A 24,485-nucleotide genomic window follows, 5' to 3' on the forward strand; every position below is an offset into this window, starting at 1 on the left:
GATATTGAATTTTAAACTTGATTAAAATTAAGTTATTTTTACTCAAAATTTCTAAGAATGGATAGACAGGACGCTTTTTTCAATCATATTACTGAAGGCAATACAAGCAAAGGAGACTACATAACACTAGGCTCGGCCATGTTAGATGGCGAAACTTTACAGAATGCTTATGTTAATGTACCACTCAAAACCATGAACAGACATGGCTTAATTGCTGGTGCTACAGGAACCGGAAAAACGAAAACTTTACAAGTTTTAGCTGAAAATCTATCTGAACAAGGTGTGCCAGTATTGCTTATGGATATTAAAGGTGATCTTAGTGGATTAGCCCAACCTAGCCCTGGACATCCAAAGATTGACGAGCGCATGGAAAAGATTGGCCTTCCGTTTGAGGCAAAATCTTTCCCTGTAGAAGTTATGTCCTTATCTGAACAAGATGGTGTACGCCTAAGAGCAACGATAAGTGAATTTGGACCTGTTTTAATTTCAAGAATACTTGGAGTTACAGAAACACAAGCTGGAATTATCTCTGTGATCTTTAAATACTGTGATGATAATAAATTGCCTTTACTAGATATTAAAGACTTCAAAAAAATCCTTCAATATGCGACAGGCGAAGGAAAGAAAGAATTTGAACAGGAATATGGTCGTATCTCTACGGCGTCAACTGGTGCAATCTTAAGAAAGTTAGTTGAACTAGAGCAGCAAGGTGGTGATGTGTTTTTTGGTGAAACGTCATTTGATGTTGATGACTTATTGAGAGTAGACAGGGACGGAAGAGGTTATATCAATATTATAAGACTTACCGATATTCAAGATAAGCCCAAGTTATTCTCAACATTTATGCTGAGTCTTCTTGCTGAGATTTATTCTACATTCCCTGAACAAGGTGATAGTGGACGACCAGAACTAGTAATGTTTATTGATGAGGCTCATCTTATTTTTAATGAAGCTTCTGATGCACTTTTGGATCAGATTGAAAGTATCGTAAAGCTTATCCGAAGTAAAGGCGTTGGACTTTATTTTGTTACACAAAACCCAACCGATGTACCACCAGAAGTATTGAGCCAGTTAGGATTAAAGGTTCAGCACGCCCTTAGAGCTTTCACAGCTAAAGACCGTAAAGCCATCAAGCTTACTGCTGAAAATTATCCAGACACGGATTACTATGATACTGCTGAAGTATTAACCTCCTTAGGAATTGGCGAAGCTTTAGTTTCAGCATTAAATGAAAAAGGTAAACCTACACCTCTCGCTGCTACCATGATGCGTGCTCCAATGAGCCGCATGGATATTTTAACACCTCAAGAGTTGAGTCAACTTTTATCAACTTCAAAATTAACCAGAAAATACAACGAAGAAGTTGACAGAGAGAGTGCTTACGAGATGCTTAACAAGAAAATTGAAATTGCTGAGGCTGAAGAAGCTAAAGAGAAAGCTCGTAAAGAAGAAGAGGCTATAAAAAAAGCTGAAACCAAACGTAAAGAAAGACGTAGAAGCACAAGACAAAACCCGATTGTAAAAGTACTAAGTAGCCCAACCGTAATACGAAGCGTATTGGGTATCTTAACTAAAATGCTGAAATAAACCTGAATCCTTAATATCTATCATGACAAAATCATTTTTTTACCTATTGCTAAGTTTTTTATTGGTACTCAGTTGTAGCAAAAAAGAACAAAACCCCTTTGAAATTTCTAAACACCATGTTGGCTTACTTACTGATTCTACTCAAGTAAAAGACCTTGAGATGGTTTTCCCTAACGATTCTATCTCTAAATACATTGGTGGTGATGAATTTACAGGTGATATAAACAATATAGAAATCTACGAAAAGGGTGGAAAAAAGCTGTTAACGCTAACACCTAGCGAGGCATTAGATTCTACTGCAGTAATCACTTCGGTAAGAATTGAAGATGACCGTTATAAAACCGAAAAATTAGTCTCCAAGTTGAGCACTTTTAAGGATATTGAAGACAACTATAAAATCAATAAAATCAGCAACCTCATTAATAGTATTGTGGTTTCCGTAAATGAAATCAATGCTTCGTTTACCATAGATAAGAAAGAGCTACCTGCTAGTTTGAGATTTGACATGAATATTAAAATAGATCCTATTCAAATCCCAGATGGTGCTAAGATTAAGTATTTTATGCTACACTGGTAATTCTCGTAAAACACTTCAACATGAAACAGAAAAAGTATTTCATCCAGGATTCGCCATTTATAGTCCCAACAGATGATGGCAAAACCATTAAGGAACATTTTGGTTTAGCTAGTGACGGTAATGCAGACATTAGTATTGCACATATGATTGCTCCCGCTGGTTGGAGCGAACCTTTCCAAACTCCTGATTTTGATGAGTATACTTTTGTTATCAGAGGAAAAAAACAATTTATTGTTGATGGAGACACTGTTGTGTTGGAAGCAGGTCAGTCGATAAAAATCCAAAAAAACACCAGAGTTCAATATTCTAACCCTTTCATTGAAGATTGTGAATATTTAGCTATTTGTCTTCCGGCATTTTCGATTGATGCTGTAAATAGAGAGGATGCTTAATGAAAAACCTCATCATTAAAACCATTGGCTCGTACATAAACCTGCTTAGTTTTATTTCAACAGAATATGCGGCAGAAAAAGCACTCAATCTTTTTGCTACGCCTAGGAAAGGAAAATTAAACGAGCATGATGACGAGTATTTGTCCAAGGCTTATCAAGAAGGTATTGATTATGATGAGTATGAAATTATGACCTACCGATGGCCTGGTGAAGGTAAAACCATTCTTTTGGTACATGGGTGGGAAAGCAATTCGGCACGTTGGAAGTTTTTAATCAATCAATTGATAGCTTCTGACTATAATATTATCGCTCTAGATGCACCTGCGCATGGTAAATCGTCAGGGAAGCAGTTTAATGCTATTCTCTATTCTGAGTTTATTAATGTCGTAGCCAACAAATTTGATCCAGAAATCATTATTGGACATTCGGTTGGTGGCATGGCAACGGTATTCTTCCAAAGTAAATATCAAAATAAATCTCTAAAGAAGTTAATTACACTTGGTTCACCTTCAGAATTTGTTGGTGTCTTGGATCGGTATTCAGAATTAATGAGTTATAACAACAGAGTTAAAGGTGCTATAGATCGATACATTGAAAAAAAGTTTCAGTATCCACCATCTCATTTTTCGGGCTCAAAGTTTTCAAAAGAAATAACTTCTGAGGTTTTAGTGATTCACGATACTGAAGATGAAGTTATTCCTTATGAAGATGCGCTGCTTTATGAAAAAAATTACCCTAAAGCTTCTTTAGTATCAACCAAAGGCAATGGTCATGGTCTCAAGCAAAAAGAAGTTACTAATCATATGCTGGATTTTATCAACGCTTAAAATTGTAGCTTTGTACTATGAGTGAAGGATTGGTAAGACTAAACAAATATCTAAGCGAAGTTGGTTATTGCTCACGACGAGAAGCAGACCGACTTATTGATGCTGGCAGAATTACCGTCAACGGTTCTCTACCTGAAATGGGTTTGAAAGTTTCACCTGATGATGTCATAAAGGTTGATGGCGAACTCATTGTAAACCAAAAGAAAGAGTTTGTTTATTTAGCCCTTAACAAGCCTGTTGGGATAGTTTGCACAACAGACACTAGAGTAGAGAAAAACAATATTATTGATTTCGTAAACTACCACAAGCGTATATTCCCAATTGGTCGTTTGGATAAACCTAGCGAAGGCTTGATTTTACTTACTGATGATGGTGATATAGTCAATAAAATTCTTCGCGCTAGTAACAATCATGAAAAGGAATACATTGTAACTGTTGATAAGCCTATTTCTCAAACATTCATTCAACGTATGTCTAATGGTGTTCCTATACTAGACACAGTAACCAAAAAATGTAAGGTTGAAAAACTAAGTAAATATGAGTTCAGAATCATATTAACTCAAGGATTGAATAGACAAATACGTCGTATGTGCGAATACTTAGACTATGAGGTAACGAGACTGAAACGTGTTCGCATTATGAACATTAAGTTAGATGTGCCTGTTGGAAAGTATAGAGAACTTACTGCGGAAGAACTTAAAACTTTAAATGAACTAATTTCAGATTCTTCTAAAACGTTTCAGCCTAAATTAGAAAGAAGGAGACAAAATAGGCGCTAATAAAAATGAAAGTGCTTTTTTCAATATTAAGAAAGAAACAGATTGCCATATTCATAGTGGCAATACTAGTACTTGCTATTACTTTTGAAACCTTACAGCAATTATATTACATCAGACGATTTGACTTATCTGATGAAGCCACTTTTCTAGGAATCTTAAAGAACCAATCCTATAGATGGTTGATATGGATGATACTATCTGGCTTTATTATAACCTACGTAAATCGGAATGTAACTCAAAACGGGCTCTCCTTTGCGACTGTTATTAGATATACCATTCTGATAATAAGCCTAGTCTTTTTGAACATTTTAATAATATCTATAACTCAAGTTTTTATTGGAGGGTTCCCTCTAAATTTTGCGTCATTATTTGTGGACAACATGCCATTTTTCACGTTTCAAAAAGCACCTATTTATACACTTGGTTATATTGCCATTTTAGTTATTACACACTTATACCTTATCAATGAACAACTTCAGGTAGAGGTACAAGACTTGGCGGATTTAAAAAGAACTAATGTTGAATTGTATGATCAATTAAACAAAAAAATAGATGATAGAGCCTCTATTCTGAATATAAAGATTGGAAATAAGCGCAAAATAATTCCTGTTGAGGACATTACCTGGATTGAAGCTGATGACTATTGTGTTAAAGTTCACACCACTAATGAACAAACTTATTCCATGCGAAGTACTCTAAAGGCTTTGAATGAAAAATTGGATAATAATTTTATGCGTGTGCATAGAAAAGCAATTGTAAATATGCACATGACTAAAGAATTAGATTTATCTGAAAGTCCTTCGCTAGTCTTAAAAGATGATATGAGAATACCTGTTTCTAAAAGTTATTTAAAACTGGTGCGCAGCTACCTATCTTAGCATTATAATTTCCTTAACTAAGCTTACTGCAAATAAGCATCCACTCTCTGCAAATGTATTGATGTCTCACGTTTTTTTTCATTGATTTGAGAAACTAACTAATTAAGATGTCGTTTCATGAGGAGCAAAGCCAATCACATAGATTAATTGATTTACGCCAATTAGTTCCTCTTAAAACGGCTTCAAATAAAATTTCATCAATAATGAACAGTAGAATTATAACTCTCTTTATTTTTTCGAGTTTTGTTTTAAATATTGCCAACGCGCAATATGATTATGAAGCTTCGAAAGACTATCCTTTTGGCAAAGCCAATCCTGAAGCTCCAGAACAGGTCAAAGATTTTCAACCCTTAATCGGTGAATGTAATTGCTCATCTGTTTCAAGAAAACAAGATGGTTCATGGGCAGAGCCTGTGGATATGATTTGGCGTTGGAAATACATCATGAATGGTTTTGCCGTGCAAGATGAAACGCTTAAGGCAGATGGGAAGCATTCTGGAAGCATCAGACAATTTATTGCAGACAGTAGTAAGTGGTATGTGCATTATTATTCTTCTATATCAAAATCTACTACGCTACCAACATGGGAAGGCAATAAAACTGAAGATGGTAAAATCATACTTTACAGAGACCAAAAGGCTCCAAACGGCATGGAAGGCTATTACAGGATTACATTTTATGACATGTCTAAAAGTGGTTATAAATGGATTGGAGATTGGGTAGACAAAACTGAGCAGATCGTTTATCCGACCTGGAAAATTGATTGTAAAAGGCGTTAAAGAATAGAAATTAGTCAGTATTTTTATTGGGAATTTAATTATCTGATGTTTCCATGCCTTTATCGCCTTTTCATTTAGCCATACCTGTAGATGATGTTGAATTATGCCGAACGTTTTACAGAGATGTATTAGGATGTAAAGAAGGTCGAAGCAGTGATCATTGGGTAGATTTCAATTTCTTTGGACATCAATTAGTTATTCATTACAAACCAAAAGATTCGATTTCCGAGCATACTAATCCTGTGGATGGGAAAGATGTTCCTGTGCCTCACTTTGGAGTCATTCTAGAATGGGAGCAATTTGAAACATTTTCAAAAGTTTTAAAAACCAAAGGAATTCAATTCATCATAGAACCTTATGTGAGATTTAAAAATGAAGTTGGTGAGCAATACACCATGTTCTTTAAAGATCCTTCTGGTAATGCGCTAGAGTTTAAAGCCTTCAAAAACACAGATCAAATCTTTGCTAAATAACTCTGGATTTTTTCTTCTTCCAAAGGAAAAAGGGCAAGTATATCAATAGAAAAATTGGAATCAGTAAAAGCTGAACTACTAGAAGATAATAGGGCCATTCTCCAAAATAATCCAGTAGAGATGCTGAGTCTGGCTTATGATTAAGGTATGAGTAATTAGAACCAAGCATTTTATTGACAATTAGCATGATGACCACATACAGCTGGAACATTAATATTGACTTAAACACACTCTTTATTGTTGGTCGCATAGGGTATACGAAAGTCGCATAGAGGATAACGGTAAGCAGACCAAGATGTACTATCCAATACCTGAAATAATCCAAGCTTGGGAAGCCTTCAGAAATATCTGGTGTTATAACGCCTTGACTTGTCCCTGCTACTATCCAGAACAATAAAATTTCATACATCCAAAACTTTCTGTAGTGCGTAAAAAACGGAATGATCAATCCCAGAAAACTACAGAGAAATAGTGGTAAATCTGTTCTATAATTGTAGTCTCCTATAATTATGTAATATAAATGGAAAGCAATGAGGGCTAAAGAAATCAATATGGCCAAGAAATGTACAGCCCGATATTGTTCTTTCTTAGTAAGGAAGCGTCTAGAAGCCCAAATGAAGATTGCACCTCCTATTAGTGCTAATACAATTGGAATTAGGTGTTCTAAACTTCCTATCTGAACTCTATCCATATCACACAAATATATGGCTAAACTTACAAATAGGGTTAAAAACAAAAACACCACCCTCGCCTGGTAGAGGAACAAGGATGGTGATAGTTGCTATTAAATCAATAGCCTTAATGCTATTTATCTAACAGCACTTTTCTAATAGTTGTACCATTTTTAGTTGTGATCTTCACATAATACACATTACTTCTAAAGTTCGCAAAGTCTACACTTATATTATTATCGCTAAACGACTTATACGTCTTTTGATATGCTCTAGAACCAACCAAATCAAATACTTCTATTGTAACATCAGAATTGACTTTAGTCTCAAACTGTATATTTAATTTATCCTTAACAGGATTTGGATATAATGACATTGTTGGTGCCATTCTATTGTAATCCTTGATAGATTTCTTACACTTGTTAAACAAACTTATGTTGCACGTTGTTACACAACCATTGGCATCAGTCACGGTAAGCTCATAAATTGCCCAACCCATTCCTGGCCAAATTTCTATTTCAGACAAGTCATCATCAGAAAGAATATCCCAGGTTAGGTTTTCATGAACTGCCCAAGAGTATGAGTACGGTTCTGTACCACCAGTAACTAAAGCATTCAAACTATTATTTTCTCCACATTCCATTTTACCAGATGGGAAATAAGGATCTATATTACACTCTAGCTCTTTAGGTTCCTTAATTTGAACAACAACTGTATAGGTACAAGGGTCAACAACTCTTGAAGCTTCTCCATTTGTACTAATCGTTTGAACCTCTACATCTGGCAAAAAGGCATGCACAGCATAGTATCCTGGCTCAAATTCTGATTGACCGCTCAGGTCGTTTCCAACACCATTCTTCTTGATGGTATATATAGCACCTTCACTAACAAAGTCTATTGTAATGGTACCATCATCTGCCCCATTACAGGTAACATCTGTCGAAGAAACTGCTATGAACACTTCGTCTGGCTCATCAATTGTTATTGTTTCTTCTATGATACATCTATCATCATCATTACCTTCAAAGAAGGCAACAATTTCATAGTCTCCAGGACCATAAAGCATACCTTCAACATAAGGCTGGCCATTTATTGTAACTGTGGCACCTTCGGTAACAAAGTCTACTACTATGGTACCATCATTTTCACCAATACAAGTTACATCTGTATAAGATAAGTCTAGCTCTATACAAATACATTCTGGTGCTTCAACTGTAATAGAGCTATCACATCCAGATGCTGTTGTTGTAGTTATCGTTACATCTTGACCATTCGGTATATCATTAATCGTCCATGATACCTCGTTATTTTGCACAGGCGTTCCAAAGTCACTAGTGACAATACCTTCGCTAGTAGTAACATTGACAGAATACGTTCCAAAGTCATCCGACTCATTACATTCAGGATCTCCTGCTTGAATTGTTGGAAGTGGTTCTACAGTAACTGTAACTGTAGCACTCTTGTCTTCACAAGGTTCTTCAGCAAGTACAGTATATGTATATACACCTTCTAAGTCACCTACTTCAAAGATTCCGTCAGATGGCTGGTCGTCTGGTCCTGTCCAAGATCCGCCTCCATCAGCTAATACTAACTGATTAAATAAATCGTAGCTTCCTTCATCATCTTCACAGACTTCTAAAGTTCCATTATCCCCAGCTTCAACATTAGTATTAACCACGACAGTTACCGTAGCCGTATCATCTGGACATGGCGCTTCACCTTGTACTGTATATTGATAAACACCTTCAAGATCTCCAACTTCAAATATACCGTCCGTTGGTTGATTATCTGGTCCTGTCCATACTCCTCCCAGATCTGCATTGGTTAATTGATCGTAGAGATTATAGCTATTCTGGTCATTAGAACACAGGGTAAGGCTTCCATCATCGCCTGCGCTTACAGATTCTTTACCATCTACTTCAAACGTAGATGTACAACTTACGCCATTTGGATTACAACGATCAAATGCCGTGTATGTAAAGCTTATGCTTATGTCTGTATCACATTCGTATGGCGGAAGTGGTGGTAACTCTCCTAAATTATCAGCAGGCTCACAACCTCCAGATTTTGTAAATCCAGCTGCCCATGCATTATAAGCATCTTGTATTTGCTGGAGCGTTTGATCATCACCTAAAGACACATCTACCGGACAATCCACAGTCAATGGATCAGATGGTTCTACTGTAAAGCTTGCAGTCTCTGTGAGTTCTTCACATAGATCAACTACAGTATAACTAAATTCTACAGTGCCTCCTTCGCATAAGTCTGGTGCTTCATACTGATCATCAAAACCTCCTAAAGCATCACAACCACCTGTAAATCCAAACTTATTCATGAGATTGTAGAATGCATCTTCTAACTCGTCTTGTGTAGCAAATTCACACGATTCATACGACTCATCATCTACCTCTTCGATTTGTAATGTAGAAGAGTAAGCTCTTACTGTAAATGTACATTCTATAGCTTGTGTTTTACCACAATCGTCAGCAGCATTAACCATGACGCTGATTACCTGACTTTGATCTGCACATTGCGTAGGTGGTTGAAGATTGAAAATATCTGCAGAGTATTCAACCTCTGGGTTACAGCCTCCAGTAGCACTGAAGTTATTCGCCAAGCCTGTGATCCAATCATTAAATGCTAGTCCTATTTCAGCATCTGATGAACAACCATCTAACACATTATTACCTGGACATTCCCCTACCAATTCTAATGGGTCTGGTGCAGCCAACTTGAAACTTGACGAACAAGACACGCCATTTGGATTACAATCATCAAATGCTGTCAACGTGAACTGTAAATCGATTGGTTCACCACAAACATATTCTGGTAATTCAGGAATGTCTCCTATGTTCGAGGTAGGATTATCTCCATCATTCACTTCAAAACCAGATACCCATGCATTGTAAGCTGCTACTATATCGCCTTCGCTTGTACAAGCATTTAGGTCTACTGGATCTGGGCATTTAACGCTCAGTCCTGTAATTCCTGGCACGAAGAATGTTGAATTACAACTTACACCATTTGGATTACAACGATCAAATGCTGTATAATCGAAACTAAGATCTACTTCAGTTCCACATTCAAATTCTGGAAGTGATGGAATCTGATTTAAATTATCTGTTGGGTTACAGCCTCCACTCTTAGTAAAGCCTTGTATCCATAAATTATAAGCATCTAAAATCTCCTGTTCTGAAGATGAAGCATCTAGAACCACTCCTGTTGGGCAATCTACCATCAATTGCTCAGATGGTACAATGGTGAAGTTTGCAGTTTCTGTCTGCTCTTCGCACAGATCTTGAACGGTATAGCTAACCTCTACATTTCCTCCTGTACATAGGTCCGGTGCTTCGTACTGACCATCAAAATCCCCGCTTGCATCACATCCTCCAGAGAATCCAAATTGACTCAAGAAAGTAGAGAATGCACTATTCAATTCATCTTGTGTAGCATAATCACATGCTGGATATGATTCGTCTTCTACTTCATTCAATTCTAATGTTGAAACGAAAGCTCTTAGTGTAAACGTACATTCTATAGCCTGGGTCTTACCACAATCGTCAGCAGCATTGACCATAACACTAATGACTTGATCTTGGTCTGCACACTTTGATGGTGCTTGTAAGCTTGAAACATCGGTTGAATACTCCACCTCAGGGTTACAGCCTCCAACGGCATTAAAGTTTGACAATACTCCTGTCTTCCAATTTCCAAAGGCTTCATTAATCTCTTCCTGAGTGGAACATCCATCTATATCGTTTAAAAAGTCACAGTGTCCTTCTAATTCCAATAGCTCTGGCGCTGCCAACTTGAAACTTGACGAACAAAACACACCATTTGGATTACAATCATCAAATGCTGTCAACGTGAACTGTAAATCGATTGGTTCACCACAAACATATTCTGGTAATTCAGGAATGTCTCCTATGTTCGAAGTTGGATTGTCTCCATCATTCACTTCAAAACCAGATACCCAAGCATTGTAAGCTGCTACTATGTCACCTTCGCTTGTACAAGCATCCAAGTCTACTGGATCTGGGCATTTAACGCTCAGTCCAGTAATTCCTGGCACAAAGAATGTTGAATTACAACTTACGCCATTTGGATTACAACGATCAAATGCTGTATAATCGAAACTAAGATCTACTTCAGTTCCACATTCAAATTCTGGAAGTTCTGGTAAAGTATCTATATTATCTGTAGGATCACAACCTCCACTCTTTGTGAAGCCTTGTATCCATAAATTATAAGCATCTAAAATCTCCTGTTCTGTTGATGAAGCATCTAGTACCACTCCTGTTGGACAGTCGACCATCAATTGCTCAGATGGTACAATGGTGAAGTTTGCAGTTTCTGTCTGCTCTTCGCACAGATCTTGAACGGTATAGCTAACCTCTACATTTCCTCCTACACATAAGACTGGCTCACTGTACTGGTCATCAAATCCTCCATTTGCATCACATCCTCCTGAGAACCCAAACTTATTCAAGAAGTTTTGGAAAGCTGTACTCAATTCCTCTTGAGTCGCAAAATCACATGCTGGATATGATTCGTCTTCTACTTCATTCAATTCTAATGTTGAAACGAAAGCTCTTAGTGTAAACGTACATTCTATAGCCTGGGTCTTACCACAATCGTCAGCAGCATTGACCATAACACTAATGACTTGATCTTGGTCTGCACACTTTGATGGTGCTTGTAAGCTTGAAACATCGGTTGAATACTCCACCTCAGGGTTACAGCCTCCAACGGCATTAAAGTTTGACAATACTCCTGTCTTCCAATTTCCAAAAGCTTCATTAATCTCTTCCTGAGTAGAACATCCATCTATATCGTTTAAAAAGTCACAGTGTCCCACTAATTCTAATGGCGCTGGTGCAGCTACATCAAATGTAGAGCTACACTCATCAATGTCACAATCATCGGATGCTTCTAATGTAAATGATAGACTTACAGCTGCTCCACATACATAATCTGGCAATTGTGGAATGTCTCCTATGTTCGATGTTGCATTAATACCTCCATCAACACTAAATCCAGCTACCCAAGCATTGTAAGCCGCTACTATGTCGCCTTCACTTGTACAAGCATCTAGGTTTACTGGATCTGGACACGTTATCTCTAATGACTCCTCTCCAAGAACAACAAATTCTGAAGAACAGTTATAATTGCCACAAGCATCATTGATTGTTACATCATGCGATAGTTCAATCCTAGTACCACAATCGAATGGTGGCAGTTCTGGAATTGGACCAGAAATATCTTCTACCTGACAACCTCCTGTAAAGCCAAACCCTGACACCCATAGATTATAAGCATCAATGATATCTTGTTCACTTGTACCTGCAGGCAATTCAACATTGTCTGGACACATAACTTCTACTTCATCAAATCTAATAAGCTCAAATGTCGCTGTTTCTTCTCCTGAATCACATAAGTCAGAAACTGCATAAGTTGCAGTTCTTGTATTAGCACCTGAACAGAATTCTGGCACTTGATCAACAATTGAAGGCACTGTAAACTCCCCAGATGGGTTACAACCTCCTGTGAATCCAAATAGAGCTATCCAGTCTGCATACGCTTGATCTATTGCATCTTGTGAGCCTAGATCGCAAGCGTTATAAGACACATTTGGCACTTCATTGATTGCTAAAATAGGAGCTGGATTGACCGTAAACGTACAGGTTACTCCACCAACTTGCCCACAAAGATCATTTGCATCAATATCAACAGATACTTGCTGTACTCCATTACCACATTCACTTGGTTTTTGAAGTGAATTAATTGCTGGATTGAAATTCACTATAGCTGATCCACAAGATCCATTAGCAGTCATCGCTTGCAATCCAGAAATCCATGTATTCCAAGCAGCATCAATCTCTGCCTGAGTTGAACAACCGTCTAGATTTGGATCTGAAGGACACTCTGAGATCGCAAGTGTATTTTCATACGGCCCAACAGTAAATGTACATTCAATAGGTTCTGTATCTCCACAATCGTCCTTCGCATTAATCATTATAGAAACTACTTGTTCTTGATCACCACATGTATTTGGTTTTACTAATTCATTTATTGGTATTGAATATTCTACAAATGCATTACAACCTCCAGTCGCTGAAATCGCATTAAGACCATTAATCCAATTATTCCATGCATCATTAATTTCCTGAGAAGTTGCACAACCTGTTAATTGTGGGTCTCCTGGACAGTCTGCACTTAATGCTAAATCGTTGGAATATGCTGGTACTGTAAACGTTGCTGTAACTGGAGATGTTTCTGTACAGTCATCTGTTGCTCTTATATCAACAGATATCACTTGCTCATTCAAATTACAATATCCATCTAAAAGAGATAATGTATTTGGGTCTACTGAATATTCTACCTCAGCATTACAACCTCCTGAAGCTGTCATACCATTTAACGCTGAAATCCATGCATCAAACTCATCTGCTGGATCAACACATGCTTGTGTAGTTACGTCAGCAGGCTTTGGGCTTAATGATAAATCGTCTGAATATGGATTGACTGTGAACGTACATACTACTTCACTTGTCTCACCACAATCATCAACTGCTTTCACAGAAACCTCTACAGTTTGCGCTTGAGTATTACAAGGCGTTGGAACACTTATACTATTAAAGTCTGGTGAAAACTCTACTGAAGCATTACAACCTCCAGAAGCACTAAAGTTACTTTGCAAATCAGATAACCAATCTGCCAGTGCAGAATTAATATCATCTTGACTAGAGCAACCATCCAAGTTTGGATCAGAAGGGCAAGAGCCTTCTAAACTCAGTTCTGGAGCATTTATTATAATTATTTGCTCGCAAGTCGCAAATTCTTGTCCATCAAAATATAAGGTATAGGTTCTCGTAAATTCAGCACCGTCACCATCACCACAGATATCGGTATCTCCTACATCTTCATGATCCATAGTTACAGGATCTCCGCATGATTCTATACCACTAAATACATCTGCTGGATCAGTGAATGCATCTGGTACTTCACAACTTTCATCATCTATAGGTTGAAGATCACAAGTGGCCGCTGGTGTACAGCAAACTTCTCCAAGCACTGCGACTGAATCTGTAAATGTTCCAAAACAATCACCACTAGCTTCTACCTCTACAGTATAATTGCCAACACCAAGGTTAGGGATAACTTCATTAAGATTATTTGTGACAATTACTAATGGATTAATTAAACTTCCGCCTGTAACTGTTATTGTATATGGTGCTTCAGCACCAGGAGATATTCCGACTGTAATAGTACCATCCGAATCGTTTTCACAAATTGTCGAGCCTTCTAAACTGGCTACTAAAGGACATATATCGTTAGCAATTGTAGCAAAACAATTGGCAAGATTATCTATGTTAGGATCTACCACATAATCTGCTGTGATAATTCTAGTTTCATCGCCAGAACCGGCAGGATTATATGCCGTTGGACCAGAGATAGCTTGCAATTGACTTACATCTACTCCACCTCCTACACCAAGTGCAAAAATATGAGTTCCTTCTCCTTTAATTTTATTGGTAAGTTGTACTGGATTATAAAGCTCAACTGGCTGGGTCGTATTACCACTACCACAGGTGTTAGAACTTCCTCCTGGATCGGTTTCATCTGGAGAATATGAGGTTGGCACACCATCTGTAAAGACTAATAATAAGTCTGCTGGAGTTGGCACACCATCTGCTAAAATCATAGCGGCTTGCCAGTTGGTGGAACCAGTAGCGTTGTAAGTTTGTCCATTAAAAGCTACACCATCAAAATAACCAGTCATATTGGATATTAATGTGGCATCCACTGCAGTATAGTCACTAACTACATATCGTGCTGTTGAGCTAAACTCGATTATGGCTACTCGTACTGGTGTACATGATAGCTCTTGTAAGAATGCTAAAACTCCTGCTTTTACATTATTTTCATCACTTCCTAAAGAACCCGATTCATCAATGACTATGGTTACATCGAGCTCTTGCTGACAGCTTACACCTAAATCTGGATTCGGTGATGAATTAACTGCTGGGCAAGAATTACATTGGTCGCAAAAGAAGTCACTAGCATAAGGTGTACTCCTCACTAGAACATTATCAAAACCATGTCGCTCATTTGTAGTACTATTTTCAGCTTGAACTCTTAGGTAGAGATTCGTTCCGCTTAGTGTCGGTGAAACTGCCGTTGTACTTCCGAAATTTGCGGTCTCATTAAAAAAGTTTATCCAATTAGTCCCATCAAAGCTATATTGAGCTCTTAGGAAATCATCAGATTCCGTATCTCCTTCTTCAAAAACATCCAGAGAAACCTTCACTCCGCTATAAGATGATATATCTATAGCAGTTGTAGTCCAGCTTCTGGTGCCTGGGTTTAAATCTATACCGCTCAATCTTTTGTTAGATCCGGATTGATTTACATCAAAATCGCCATTGTTTGTGCTCCAAGTAGTAACTGTATTTGGTGTACCAGTCCCAGTAGTATCACCATTAGAAGAAGATTCAAAATCTTCTGACCAAATTGTGGTTTGTGCACTTGAAGCTACTATAAAAAACAAAAAAGTCAAAAATAGCAGTAATTGCTTTTTGACTTTAGGTAATGATAATAGGTTGTCTGTAATGTAACAACACAGTTGACATGGGTAAATAGCAAGAGAATTCATAATGAATGATTTTTAGTTAAAACCAAACATTATAGGCACTCATTTAAGAGCAGACTTGGTTGATCACGCTATTAATCAACCTGATATATATATATGTTGCTATTAAATAATGAGTGTAGGGAAAATCGTCTTACTAATTTACAAAAAAATAGTTTGAAGCACATAAGTCATGCTATAAAACTTAAATATTTGATAAATAGACGCTTAGTGTAAGTTAATTCTTATTAAGGTTGTGATACTCTCTCGCTAAAAGTGTGTTTTTAAGTAACATTGCTATAGTCATAGGTCCCACTCCACCTGGTACTGGTGTGATGAAACTAGCTTTCTTACTTACATTCTCAAAATCAACATCCCCAGTAATTATATAGCCCTTCGGAGAATCTTCGTTAGGCACTCTGGTAATCCCTACATCGATGATAACAACATCATCTTTAACCATTTCTGCTTTGAGGAATCCAGGCACTCCAAGTGCAGTAATTATGATGTCTGCTTGTGATGTAATTTGAGTAATATTTTTAGTATGGCTATGTGTCAATGTCACTGTTGAATTCCCTGGAAACCCTTTACGTCCCATTAATATACTCATTGGTCTACCAACGATATGTGAACGACCAATAACCACAGTGTGCTTTCCTTTGGTCTCCACACCATAACGGTCTAGTAATTCTAAAATACCAAAAGGTGTTGCCGGAATAAATGTTGACATGTCTAATGCCATTTTCCCAAAGTTGGTGGGATGGAATCCGTCGACATCTTTATCTGGGTGTACCGCCATCAATACTTTTTGGGTATTGATTTGTTTTGGCAACGGTAATTGTACTATGAAACCATCAATCTCTGGGTCGTCATTTAACTCATGGATTTTATCTAATAACTCAACTTCGCTGGTCGTATTGGACAATTGTATTAAGGTAGATTCAAAGCCCACGCGTTCACAGGCTCTAACCTTACTTCCAACATAGGTTAAACTTGCTCCATCGTTTCCTACAATAACGGCAGCTAGGTGTGGCACTTTTTCGCCATTAGCTTTCATTTCTTTTACGTGTTCAGCAATTTCATTTTTAATATCGTTGCTTATTTTCTTTCCGTCTAGAATTGTCATTGTAGTTGTATATTATGAGTTGTTAATAGTTTCGTTTTTAAACAAAAAAACATGAGTTGTTACCTCATGTTTTTCATCATTTGCATCATACGTTTTCCGCCTCCGCCTTGCATCATCTTCATCATCTTGCTCATTTGGTTGAATTGCTTCAGTAATTGATTCACTTCTTGCACCGAAGTTCCAGATCCTTTACCAATGCGTTTCTTTCTGCTTGCGTTTATTATGGACGGGTTTGCTCTTTCTTTTGGTGTCATAGAATGGATGATCGCCTCTATACCTTTGAATGCATCATCGTCAATATCGATATCCTTCATCATCTTTCCGGCTCCAGGGATCATACCGATAAGGTCTTTCATGTTACCCATTTTCTTGATCTGCTGAATCTGCTTCAAGAAATCATCAAATCCAAACTGATTCTTTGCAATTTTCTTCTGAAGTTTTCTAGCCTCGGCTTCATCGAACTGCTCTTGAGCACGTTCTACAAGAGAAACAACGTCTCCCATACCAAGGATACGATCTGCCATACGTGAAGGATAGAACACATCAATAGCTTCCATCTTTTCACCTGTACCAATAAACTTAATAGGCTTGTTTACAACCGATTTAATCGATATTGCGGCACCACCTCTGGTATCACCATCTAATTTGGTAAGGATAACACCATCAAAATTAAGTACATCGTTAAAGGCTTTAGCTGTATTTACAGCATCCTGACCTGTCATAGAGTCTACAACAAATAAGGTCTCCTGAGGATTTATAGCTTTATGAATGTTAGAAATTTCATTCATCATTGCCTCATCTACAGCCAAACGACCAGCGGTATCTATGATAACAACATTATGACCATTTGCTTTTGCATGAGCAATACCAGCTTGAGAAATTGCTACTGGGTCGTTATTGCCTCTGTCGCTAAACACCTCTACACCGATTTGATCTCCTACAACATGCAATTGATCAATTGCAGCAGGGCGATAAACATCACAGGCTACAAGTAATGGTTTTTTGGTTTTCTTGTTTTTTAAGTAATTGGCTAATTTCCCAGAAAATGTTGTTTTACCAGAACCTTGTAAACCAGACATTAAAATTACACTTGGAGTGGCTGATAGATTAATCCCTTCAGCATCACCTCCCATAAGTTCGGTCAATTCATCCTTAACAATCTTAACCATTAATTGACCTGGCTGTAAGGTTGTTAACACATCTTGTCCAAGTGCTTTTTCTTTTACTTTATTGGTAAATTCTTTTGCTATCTTGAAATTGACATCGGCATCTAAAAGCGCTCTACGTACTTCTTTCAAAGTCTCTGCAACATTAACTTCTGTAATACTGCCGTGGCCTTTGAGGACGTGTAGGGCTTTATCTAACTTTTCACTTAAATTATTGAACATAGTTCTCTGTCTATTTTAAAAGACGCAAATTTAAGGATTTGATACGTATTTATAAAGCTTGAAGGCCTATAAAATAAAAAAGGGTTGCTATGGCATGCAACCCTTAATTATTAACTTAAAACTTAAGTTTAGCGGTTATCGTTCAATGGATTAATCGCATGTACGTTCTAGCACAATGAAATCTTCATTATTTGCCAAAGACACAAGCTCTAATCTATCCTCCTGGCATTCTACAACCAACCATTCTCCTGTAATGGCTTGAATGTTTGGACCAGCTATATTATATAGTATTAAAACAACACCATCGCTGATTTGAGATGTAGACCAGCTGGCATCTATATTCATTCCTTCGCCCTCTATAAGCAAGGCTTGATCTGGTTCGAAAACTAGGTAAAAACTCAATAAGTTATTGCTACCATTGTAATTAGCAACTTGCCACCAACATTCTAACAAGTATTCGTCTACTTGTTGTTCTGTACAGCCTTCGTAACAACTTTCAACAACTAAATCGTGCGAAAATATTTCAAACACTGATGGGTTGCCAGCTAATGATACTCTTGAGTAAATAGTTTGAGGATTAACTGTATTTACAAATGGGTTAGTAAGCGGGTTCATCTCATTCTCCGCATCATCTATTGTTAAGTAGAAATTGTATTCTACATTGTCGAACGGACAGTTAGAGAATATTAATTCTAGGTCAAAAACACCAAAACCATCAGTAGTACCATCATCTTCATCACATACTGAAAGCCCATAGTTACCGAAACATTCTAAAGGATTGCCATTATCTTCAGCACATTCTAGCACTAATATATCCTGACCTTGTTTTAAAACAATACCTTCTTCTCCACAATCAATAACTAACCATGTTCCATTAAAATCTCCCAATCCTTCTACTGTAATTAGTATATAAACATTACCGCCGTCTGAGAAGATATCCCAAACTCCATTGTACGGCAGATCTCCTTCGTATAATGTAAAGAATGTATTATCATCATTGAACATGAATGTTGTAAAGGATGGCGTCCATTCGTTTAATGTCGGCACTTGAGCGCAACTCACCAGTTGCTCCCTGACTTCGCCTTGTTCACAATCTGAAGTTTCTTCACAATCGCGTTCAAAAACCAAGTAATTATCATCATCAATTAATTTGATTCGATCTTCATCACATTCATACACTTCCCATGTCAAAGAAATGACATCATAAGGATCTTGGATTTCTAAGGTTACAAATACACCTTCGTCAGTTAGTGATACTTCCCAATAGCCAACTATTTCATAATCGGTTTCAGGATTGCTAACTATGACTTCTCCATTTGGATAGAAATAGAATTGATCTCCAATAACATTATCAAATAGATTTGTACCTGCATACCAATGACACTCTTGCAAGTACATTGCTACTTCTTGAGCAGAACAATCTACTTCATTATCGTCATCGCATTCTAATTCTAAAGTATTTTCGCCGTTAGTAAATTTCAGCTCTTCATCATCACAGTCTAGCAACTGCCATGTAGCGTTTAATAATGTAAAGGTTTGTAGTCCAGCAATTACGAGTACAGGACCTTCATCAGACTCAATGATATCCCATTCTCCAACATCCGTTACAGCTGGATCACCATTTACGATCACCTCTCCACTTTGAGTGAAATTAACATGGTTAACATCTTCAATTTCGTTGTTTGCATTATAAATATCTGCTTCAAAATAGCATGACAGCAGTATTTCTTCTAATCCTTCAGGTGTTATGTCACATTCATTAATATCTTCACAATCTTCTTCTGCTGCTTCAATAGCTTCAACTAATTCGGTATTATTACTTACTTCAATAGTTTCACCATTTGCATAGACAAGAGTTACAGGATAATTGAGACTGGCTAATACTACGCCATTGTCTTCATCATCTAAACTTTCCAAGAATTCATACAATGCTTCGTCATCTTCTATGACTACTGTATCTACAATATCGAACTCTGTATTGAATATTGAAAATGATATAGGATATTGAAAATCTATACATTCAATAACATCTGGTTCATCAGTACATTCATCTATAAATGCTTCAAGATCATCCAAATTTTCAATCGTTACTTGGGTATAATCGTTTAAGATAACTGTGATTGGAAATAAAAATTCTAGGATATCTTCATCGTTATCAAATTCCTCAAAAATCTCTTCAATAAGTGCAAGATCTTCTAAAGTTTCAATAGTAATTGTAATTCCGTTTGCAATAATGGTAACTGGTAAGTTTACAGAGATACAGCTAGAATTATCTAGTATATTATCTGCGCCTCCATAATTGGCAGAGGCATACGCCATAACTGTTGCAATTTGAGAATCTGGGGCAATTGTTTCCTGAGTTTGGGTCTCAGTAGTTTCTGTAGCTTCATCTTGACAAGATGTAAACACTAATAGGGCAAAAAAGGCAATTAGTGATAAAAGCTTTGGGGTAGGTTTCATAGCTTCAATTTTAAAGTTGTTTTTATCATAAAACATCTCATTCTTTGTTTTTCCTACCATCAATTTTATTTTTAATTTAGCCGACAACAACCTCTCAATGCCAAAAGATCTTCATAATAATATTTGTGATAAAAGCCTTTTTGAAGCCTTTTTTAAAAAGCATGCAAAGGATCTTCATGATTTCTTGTATTATAAGTTTGGCGCTGATCTCAACCCAAAGGATAAAGTGCAAGATGCCTTTATAAAGTTGTGGCAAAACTGCGGAAAAGTACCACCAAATAAGGCTAAAAGTTTTTTGTTCACCACTGCTAATAATTTAATGCTAAATGAGGTTGCTCATCAAAAAGTGGTACTGAGACATCAAAAAAGTCAGCCCAAATCTATAACGCATGAGTCTCCTGAGTATGCATTGCGAGAAAAGGAATTCAAACAAAAATTAGACACGGCAATTGCCAATTTAACCGAAGCACAACGCGTTGCTTTTCTTTTGAATAGGGTTGAAGGAAAACGCTTTAAAGAGATAGCTGAAATCCTTAATATTTCTACAAAAGCGGTTGAAAAACGCATCTATGGTGCATTAAAAAAATTGCGTGAAGACATTGAAGGTTTATAATATGAAAAAAAATAATCTCGAAAGGGGTAGGAAAATAAGCAACTTAACTGTTATATAGGTGATAATACAATCATGAACAGAGAAGACCTCATACAAAAATGGTTAGATAATAACCTCAATGCCAATGAACTTGAAGCTTTCAAGCAGCTTGAAGATTATGATGCATTGATGAAATTATCTAACGGATTGGCAGAGTTCAAGGCTCCAGAGTATAACACTTCTGAAGAGTTGGATATTGTATTATCTAAACTCGATACAGAAAATTCGACTAAATCAATAAACTTCTTTAAGCCTCTTATGAGGATTGCAGCAGTTTTAGTAATCTGTTTTAGTGCTTACTATTACACGACAACTTTAGACACTAAAATCAACACTGACATTGCTCAAAAGACTTCTGTCTTTTTACCAGATCAATCCGAGGTACAACTAAATGCTGAGTCTAGTATGACTTATAATGAGAATGATTGGGATGAAGAACGATCATTACTTCTAGAAGGTGAAGCATTTTTTAAAGTTGCCAAAGGTGAGACATTTAGTGTTAACACGAGTGCTGGTATTGTAAGTGTTCTTGGTACAGAATTTAATGTAAGACAACGTAATAATATTTTTGAAGTTATCTGTTATGAAGGGTTGGTTGCTGTTACATACGACAACGAGAAAACCAAATTATATCCTGGAGATACATTTCTAATAGTAAATGGGAAACGAATTGTTAATGAAAAAGAAAACAATCAGCAACCTACCTGGATAACAAACGAAAGCTCCTTTAGAAGTATTCCTTTTAGTGAAGTTATTGCGGAATTAGAACGACAATATGATGTTTCTGTGGCCTTTGACCAAAGTCTTATAGACGCAGAATTATTATTTACTGGACGTTTTACGCATAATAATCTTGATATTGCCTTAAAATCTATCACATTACCACTAAATTTGGGTTATCAAAAAACAGATAACAGCATTATCCTAACACGTGGTTAAGAGATTATGTCTTTTTCTACTCATTCTTTTTTATTTAGGTCTTGGCAATAGTGTTGCCCAAGATACTACTAAGACAGTATTCCCATTATCTAAAGTGCTAGAACTCATAGAGATTCGTTACAACGTAAGCTTTTCTTATGCAGATGATCAGATAGATAATATTACTATTGAAGCACCAGACAGCAACTTTTCTCTAGAAGAAGCTATAAGATTTCTTAGGGATAAAACCGACCTTCAGTTTACAATACTAAATGATCGTTTTATTGCTATTAGAGGTAGATCTGATGATGGTTCATTTAAAATACAAAGTCTGGAGGAAGTTGTAATCACTAACTATTTAACCACTGGAATATCAAAGAAGCTCACTAATACAATTACGATAGAACCTCAAAAATTTGGGATCTTACCAGGACTTCTAGAACCAGATGTACTACAGACCATACAGGCTTTACCTGGTGTTCTGAGTGTAGATGAACTTACTTCAAACATCAACATACGAGGTGGCACACATGATGAGAACTTAATTCTTTGGGATGGCATTAAGATGTACCAATCTGGTCACTTCTTCGGAATGATCTCTGCATTCAACCCATATCTTACTAAGAAAATAGATGTTGCAAAAAATGGAACTAGTGTCTACTATGGTGATGGCGTTTCTGGAGTCATAGACATGCAGAACAGTAACGAGTTGGATCAAACTTTTGGAGCCGGACTTGGCATTAATCTGATTAATGCTGATGGTTACATCAAAATACCGCTTTCAAAAAAAATAGAAATGCAGCTCTCGGCACGCAAATCGATAACAGACATTGTCAACTCTCCAACCTATGATCAATATTTTGAGCGCATTTTTGAGGATTCAAACTTTAACAACAATAGTGGATCAGTCTTATCGAATTCTGAACGCTTTAACTTCTATGATACTAGTGCAAAATTGCTTTATGATATCTCCAAAACTGATCAGCTTCGTGTGAATTTCATTTCCATCTTTAACGATTTGAATTATAGTGAAACCTCACTAGCCAATTCCGTATCTCAAGAGTCGGATAGTGATTTGACTCAATCTAGTTTGGCCTTTGGTGCCAAGTACTCTAAATATTGGAATAAATCCTTCAGAACTTCATTACAGGTTTATTATTCCACATATGATTTGAAAGGTATTAATCTCGATCTCAGTAATAGTCAACGTCTTTTACAAGAAAATGAAGTTGAAGATTTGGGTGTTCGTTTTAATATGACTAGAGCTCTTGATGAGCGCCTCAATATCTCCGCTGGATATCAATTTAATGAAGTTGGTGTTAGCAATCTGGAAGTCGTCAACTTACCAAACTTTAGGAGTCTATCGAAAGATTTTACCAGGACTCACGCTATTTATGGTGAAGCAGAATTTACTTCAAAAAATAAAACAACTTATGCCCGAATTGGTTTGAGAACCAACTTTATTGAACAGTTCTCACTATTCTATACGGAACCTCGTTTGGCTTTTAGTCAGAAATTAAATGACTCCTGGCGAATGGAAATTTTGGGAGAATTCAAAAGTCAATCCATTAGTCAGGTTATTGATCTACAACAAGATTTCTTAGGTATAGAGAAGCGTCGATGGTTACAATCTAATGGTGAAGAAATTCCTCTAATAGAAAGTCAACAATTTTCTGTTGGATTGCATTACAATAAAAAGAAGCTATTGATAAGTGTAGAGCCTTTTATAAAAAACGTCGATGGTATTAGTACCAGAAGTCAAGGATTTCAGAACCAATTTCAGTTTGTTACAGCATCAGGAAAGTATCAAGTTGCCGGTATCGATGTTTTAGTTAATAAGCAATTTCAGAACTTTAGTACATGGTTGAGCTATTCTTACAGTAAAAATGAATACGAGTTTGAAGATTTAAACGATGCCATTCCCTTCCCTAACAATAATGACATAAGACATTCTGCTACATTTGCTGGCACTTATAATTATGACAACTTAAAGATAGCGCTTGGTGTTAATTGGCATTCCGGAAAACCAGTAACGCCTCCCTTAGCTTCAAATCCAAATATTGGCACTTTGATTAATTATGATGAACCTAATAGTGAAAGTCTTTCAGATTATCTAAGAACTGATTTATCTGCAACTTATAGTTTCAAAATGAACAAGAATATAGATGCTCTAGCTGGTGTTTCTATTTTGAATCTTTTTGACAGAGAGAATATCATCAATAGGTATTATACTGTAAACAGTGATGATGAGGTTATTCCTATCGAAAACCAATCTTTAGGATTTACACCCAACATCAATTTTAGAGTAAGATTTTAATCTTATATTTGGGAAACGCATTTTACAGA

The 24,485-nt window shown here is 36.7% G+C and carries 16 protein-coding genes; 11 read left to right on the forward strand and 5 right to left on the reverse strand.

All coding sequences use genetic code 11. From position 1 onward, the window contains the following. Positions 1–57: 57 nt before the first annotated feature. The 8 genes from NCE97_RS13385 to NCE97_RS13420 all read left to right on the forward strand — a co-directional run bounded on the left by NCE97_RS13385 (position 58) and on the right by NCE97_RS13420 (position 6,292). Positions 58–1,587 carry a helicase HerA-like domain-containing protein gene (locus NCE97_RS13385; protein ID WP_353779785.1) on the forward strand — a complete coding sequence of 510 codons (1,530 nt, stop codon included), beginning with the start codon at positions 58–60 and terminating at the stop codon, positions 1,585–1,587. A gap of 22 nt (positions 1,588–1,609) precedes the next feature. Further along, positions 1,610–2,164, forward strand: a complete 555-nt coding sequence (locus NCE97_RS13390; protein ID WP_353779786.1) for a hypothetical protein — start codon at positions 1,610–1,612, stop codon at positions 2,162–2,164. Between the two features lie 20 nt (positions 2,165–2,184). Then, the gene (locus NCE97_RS13395; protein WP_353779787.1) at positions 2,185–2,556 is read left to right on the forward strand and encodes a cupin domain-containing protein; all 372 of its coding nucleotides are present in this window, start codon (positions 2,185–2,187) and stop codon (positions 2,554–2,556) included. Beyond that, positions 2,556–3,383, forward strand: coding sequence for an alpha/beta fold hydrolase (locus NCE97_RS13400; protein WP_353779788.1), 828 nt, complete (start codon positions 2,556–2,558; stop codon positions 3,381–3,383). Before NCE97_RS13395 ends, NCE97_RS13400 begins: the two co-directional genes overlap by 1 nt. Positions 3,384–3,400: 17 nt before the next feature. Continuing rightward, the gene (gene rluF, locus NCE97_RS13405) at positions 3,401–4,162 is read left to right on the forward strand and encodes a 23S rRNA pseudouridine(2604) synthase RluF (RefSeq protein WP_353779789.1); all 762 of its coding nucleotides are present in this window, start codon (positions 3,401–3,403) and stop codon (positions 4,160–4,162) included. A 5-nt stretch (positions 4,163–4,167) separates the two neighbouring features. Further along, complete coding sequence (locus tag NCE97_RS13410) at positions 4,168–5,040, forward strand: LytR/AlgR family response regulator transcription factor (RefSeq protein ID WP_353779790.1); 873 nt, start codon at positions 4,168–4,170, stop codon at positions 5,038–5,040. A gap of 203 nt (positions 5,041–5,243) precedes the next feature. Continuing rightward, positions 5,244–5,819, forward strand: coding sequence for a hypothetical protein (locus tag NCE97_RS13415; protein ID WP_353779791.1), 576 nt, complete (start codon positions 5,244–5,246; stop codon positions 5,817–5,819). Positions 5,820–5,872: 53 nt separating this feature from the next. Next, a complete protein-coding gene (locus NCE97_RS13420; protein ID WP_353779792.1) occupies positions 5,873–6,292 on the forward strand; it encodes a VOC family protein in 420 nt (139 codons plus the stop codon). Here the strand turns inward: NCE97_RS13420 and NCE97_RS13425 are convergent. The 5 genes from NCE97_RS13425 to NCE97_RS13445 all read right to left on the reverse strand — a co-directional run bounded on the left by NCE97_RS13425 (position 6,285) and on the right by NCE97_RS13445 (position 20,629). Then, entirely contained in the window at positions 6,285–6,983 is a 699-nt protein-coding gene (locus NCE97_RS13425; protein WP_353779793.1) for a YwaF family protein, read from the reverse strand. The genes NCE97_RS13420 and NCE97_RS13425 overlap by 8 nt on opposite strands. A gap of 113 nt (positions 6,984–7,096) precedes the next feature. Next, on the reverse strand, positions 7,097–15,619 hold the full coding sequence (locus NCE97_RS13430) for a T9SS type A sorting domain-containing protein (RefSeq protein ID WP_353779794.1): 8,523 nt from the start codon (positions 15,617–15,619) through the stop codon (positions 7,097–7,099). Between the two features lie 214 nt (positions 15,620–15,833). After that, positions 15,834–16,721: a bifunctional 5,10-methylenetetrahydrofolate dehydrogenase/5,10-methenyltetrahydrofolate cyclohydrolase gene (locus tag NCE97_RS13435; protein ID WP_353779795.1), complete on the reverse strand. Its 888-nt coding sequence runs from the start codon at positions 16,719–16,721 to the stop codon at positions 15,834–15,836. A 59-nt stretch (positions 16,722–16,780) separates the two neighbouring features. Continuing rightward, entirely contained in the window at positions 16,781–18,109 is a 1,329-nt protein-coding gene (ffh, locus tag NCE97_RS13440) for a signal recognition particle protein (RefSeq protein WP_353779796.1), read from the reverse strand. Between the two features lie 150 nt (positions 18,110–18,259). Beyond that, positions 18,260–20,629 (reverse strand): FIDD domain-containing protein, encoded by a 2,370-nt coding sequence (locus NCE97_RS13445; protein ID WP_353779797.1) that lies wholly within the window; start codon positions 20,627–20,629, stop codon positions 18,260–18,262. 37 nt (positions 20,630–20,666) lie between these two features. Between NCE97_RS13445 and NCE97_RS13450 the strand changes: the two genes are divergently transcribed. The 3 genes from NCE97_RS13450 to NCE97_RS13460 all read left to right on the forward strand — a co-directional run bounded on the left by NCE97_RS13450 (position 20,667) and on the right by NCE97_RS13460 (position 24,456). Further along, positions 20,667–21,182, forward strand: coding sequence for an RNA polymerase sigma factor (locus NCE97_RS13450; protein ID WP_353779798.1), 516 nt, complete (start codon positions 20,667–20,669; stop codon positions 21,180–21,182). 72 nt (positions 21,183–21,254) lie between these two features. Next, entirely contained in the window at positions 21,255–22,160 is a 906-nt protein-coding gene (locus NCE97_RS13455) for a FecR family protein (protein WP_353779799.1), read from the forward strand. Further along, positions 22,153–24,456, forward strand: a complete 2,304-nt coding sequence (locus tag NCE97_RS13460) for a TonB-dependent receptor plug domain-containing protein (RefSeq protein ID WP_353779800.1) — start codon at positions 22,153–22,155, stop codon at positions 24,454–24,456. Before NCE97_RS13455 ends, NCE97_RS13460 begins: the two co-directional genes overlap by 8 nt. Positions 24,457–24,485: the final 29 nt, after the last annotated feature.

This window comes from Winogradskyella sp. 3972H.M.0a.05 (genome assembly GCF_040493455.1).
Taxonomy (GTDB): domain Bacteria; phylum Bacteroidota; class Bacteroidia; order Flavobacteriales; family Flavobacteriaceae; genus Microcosmobacter.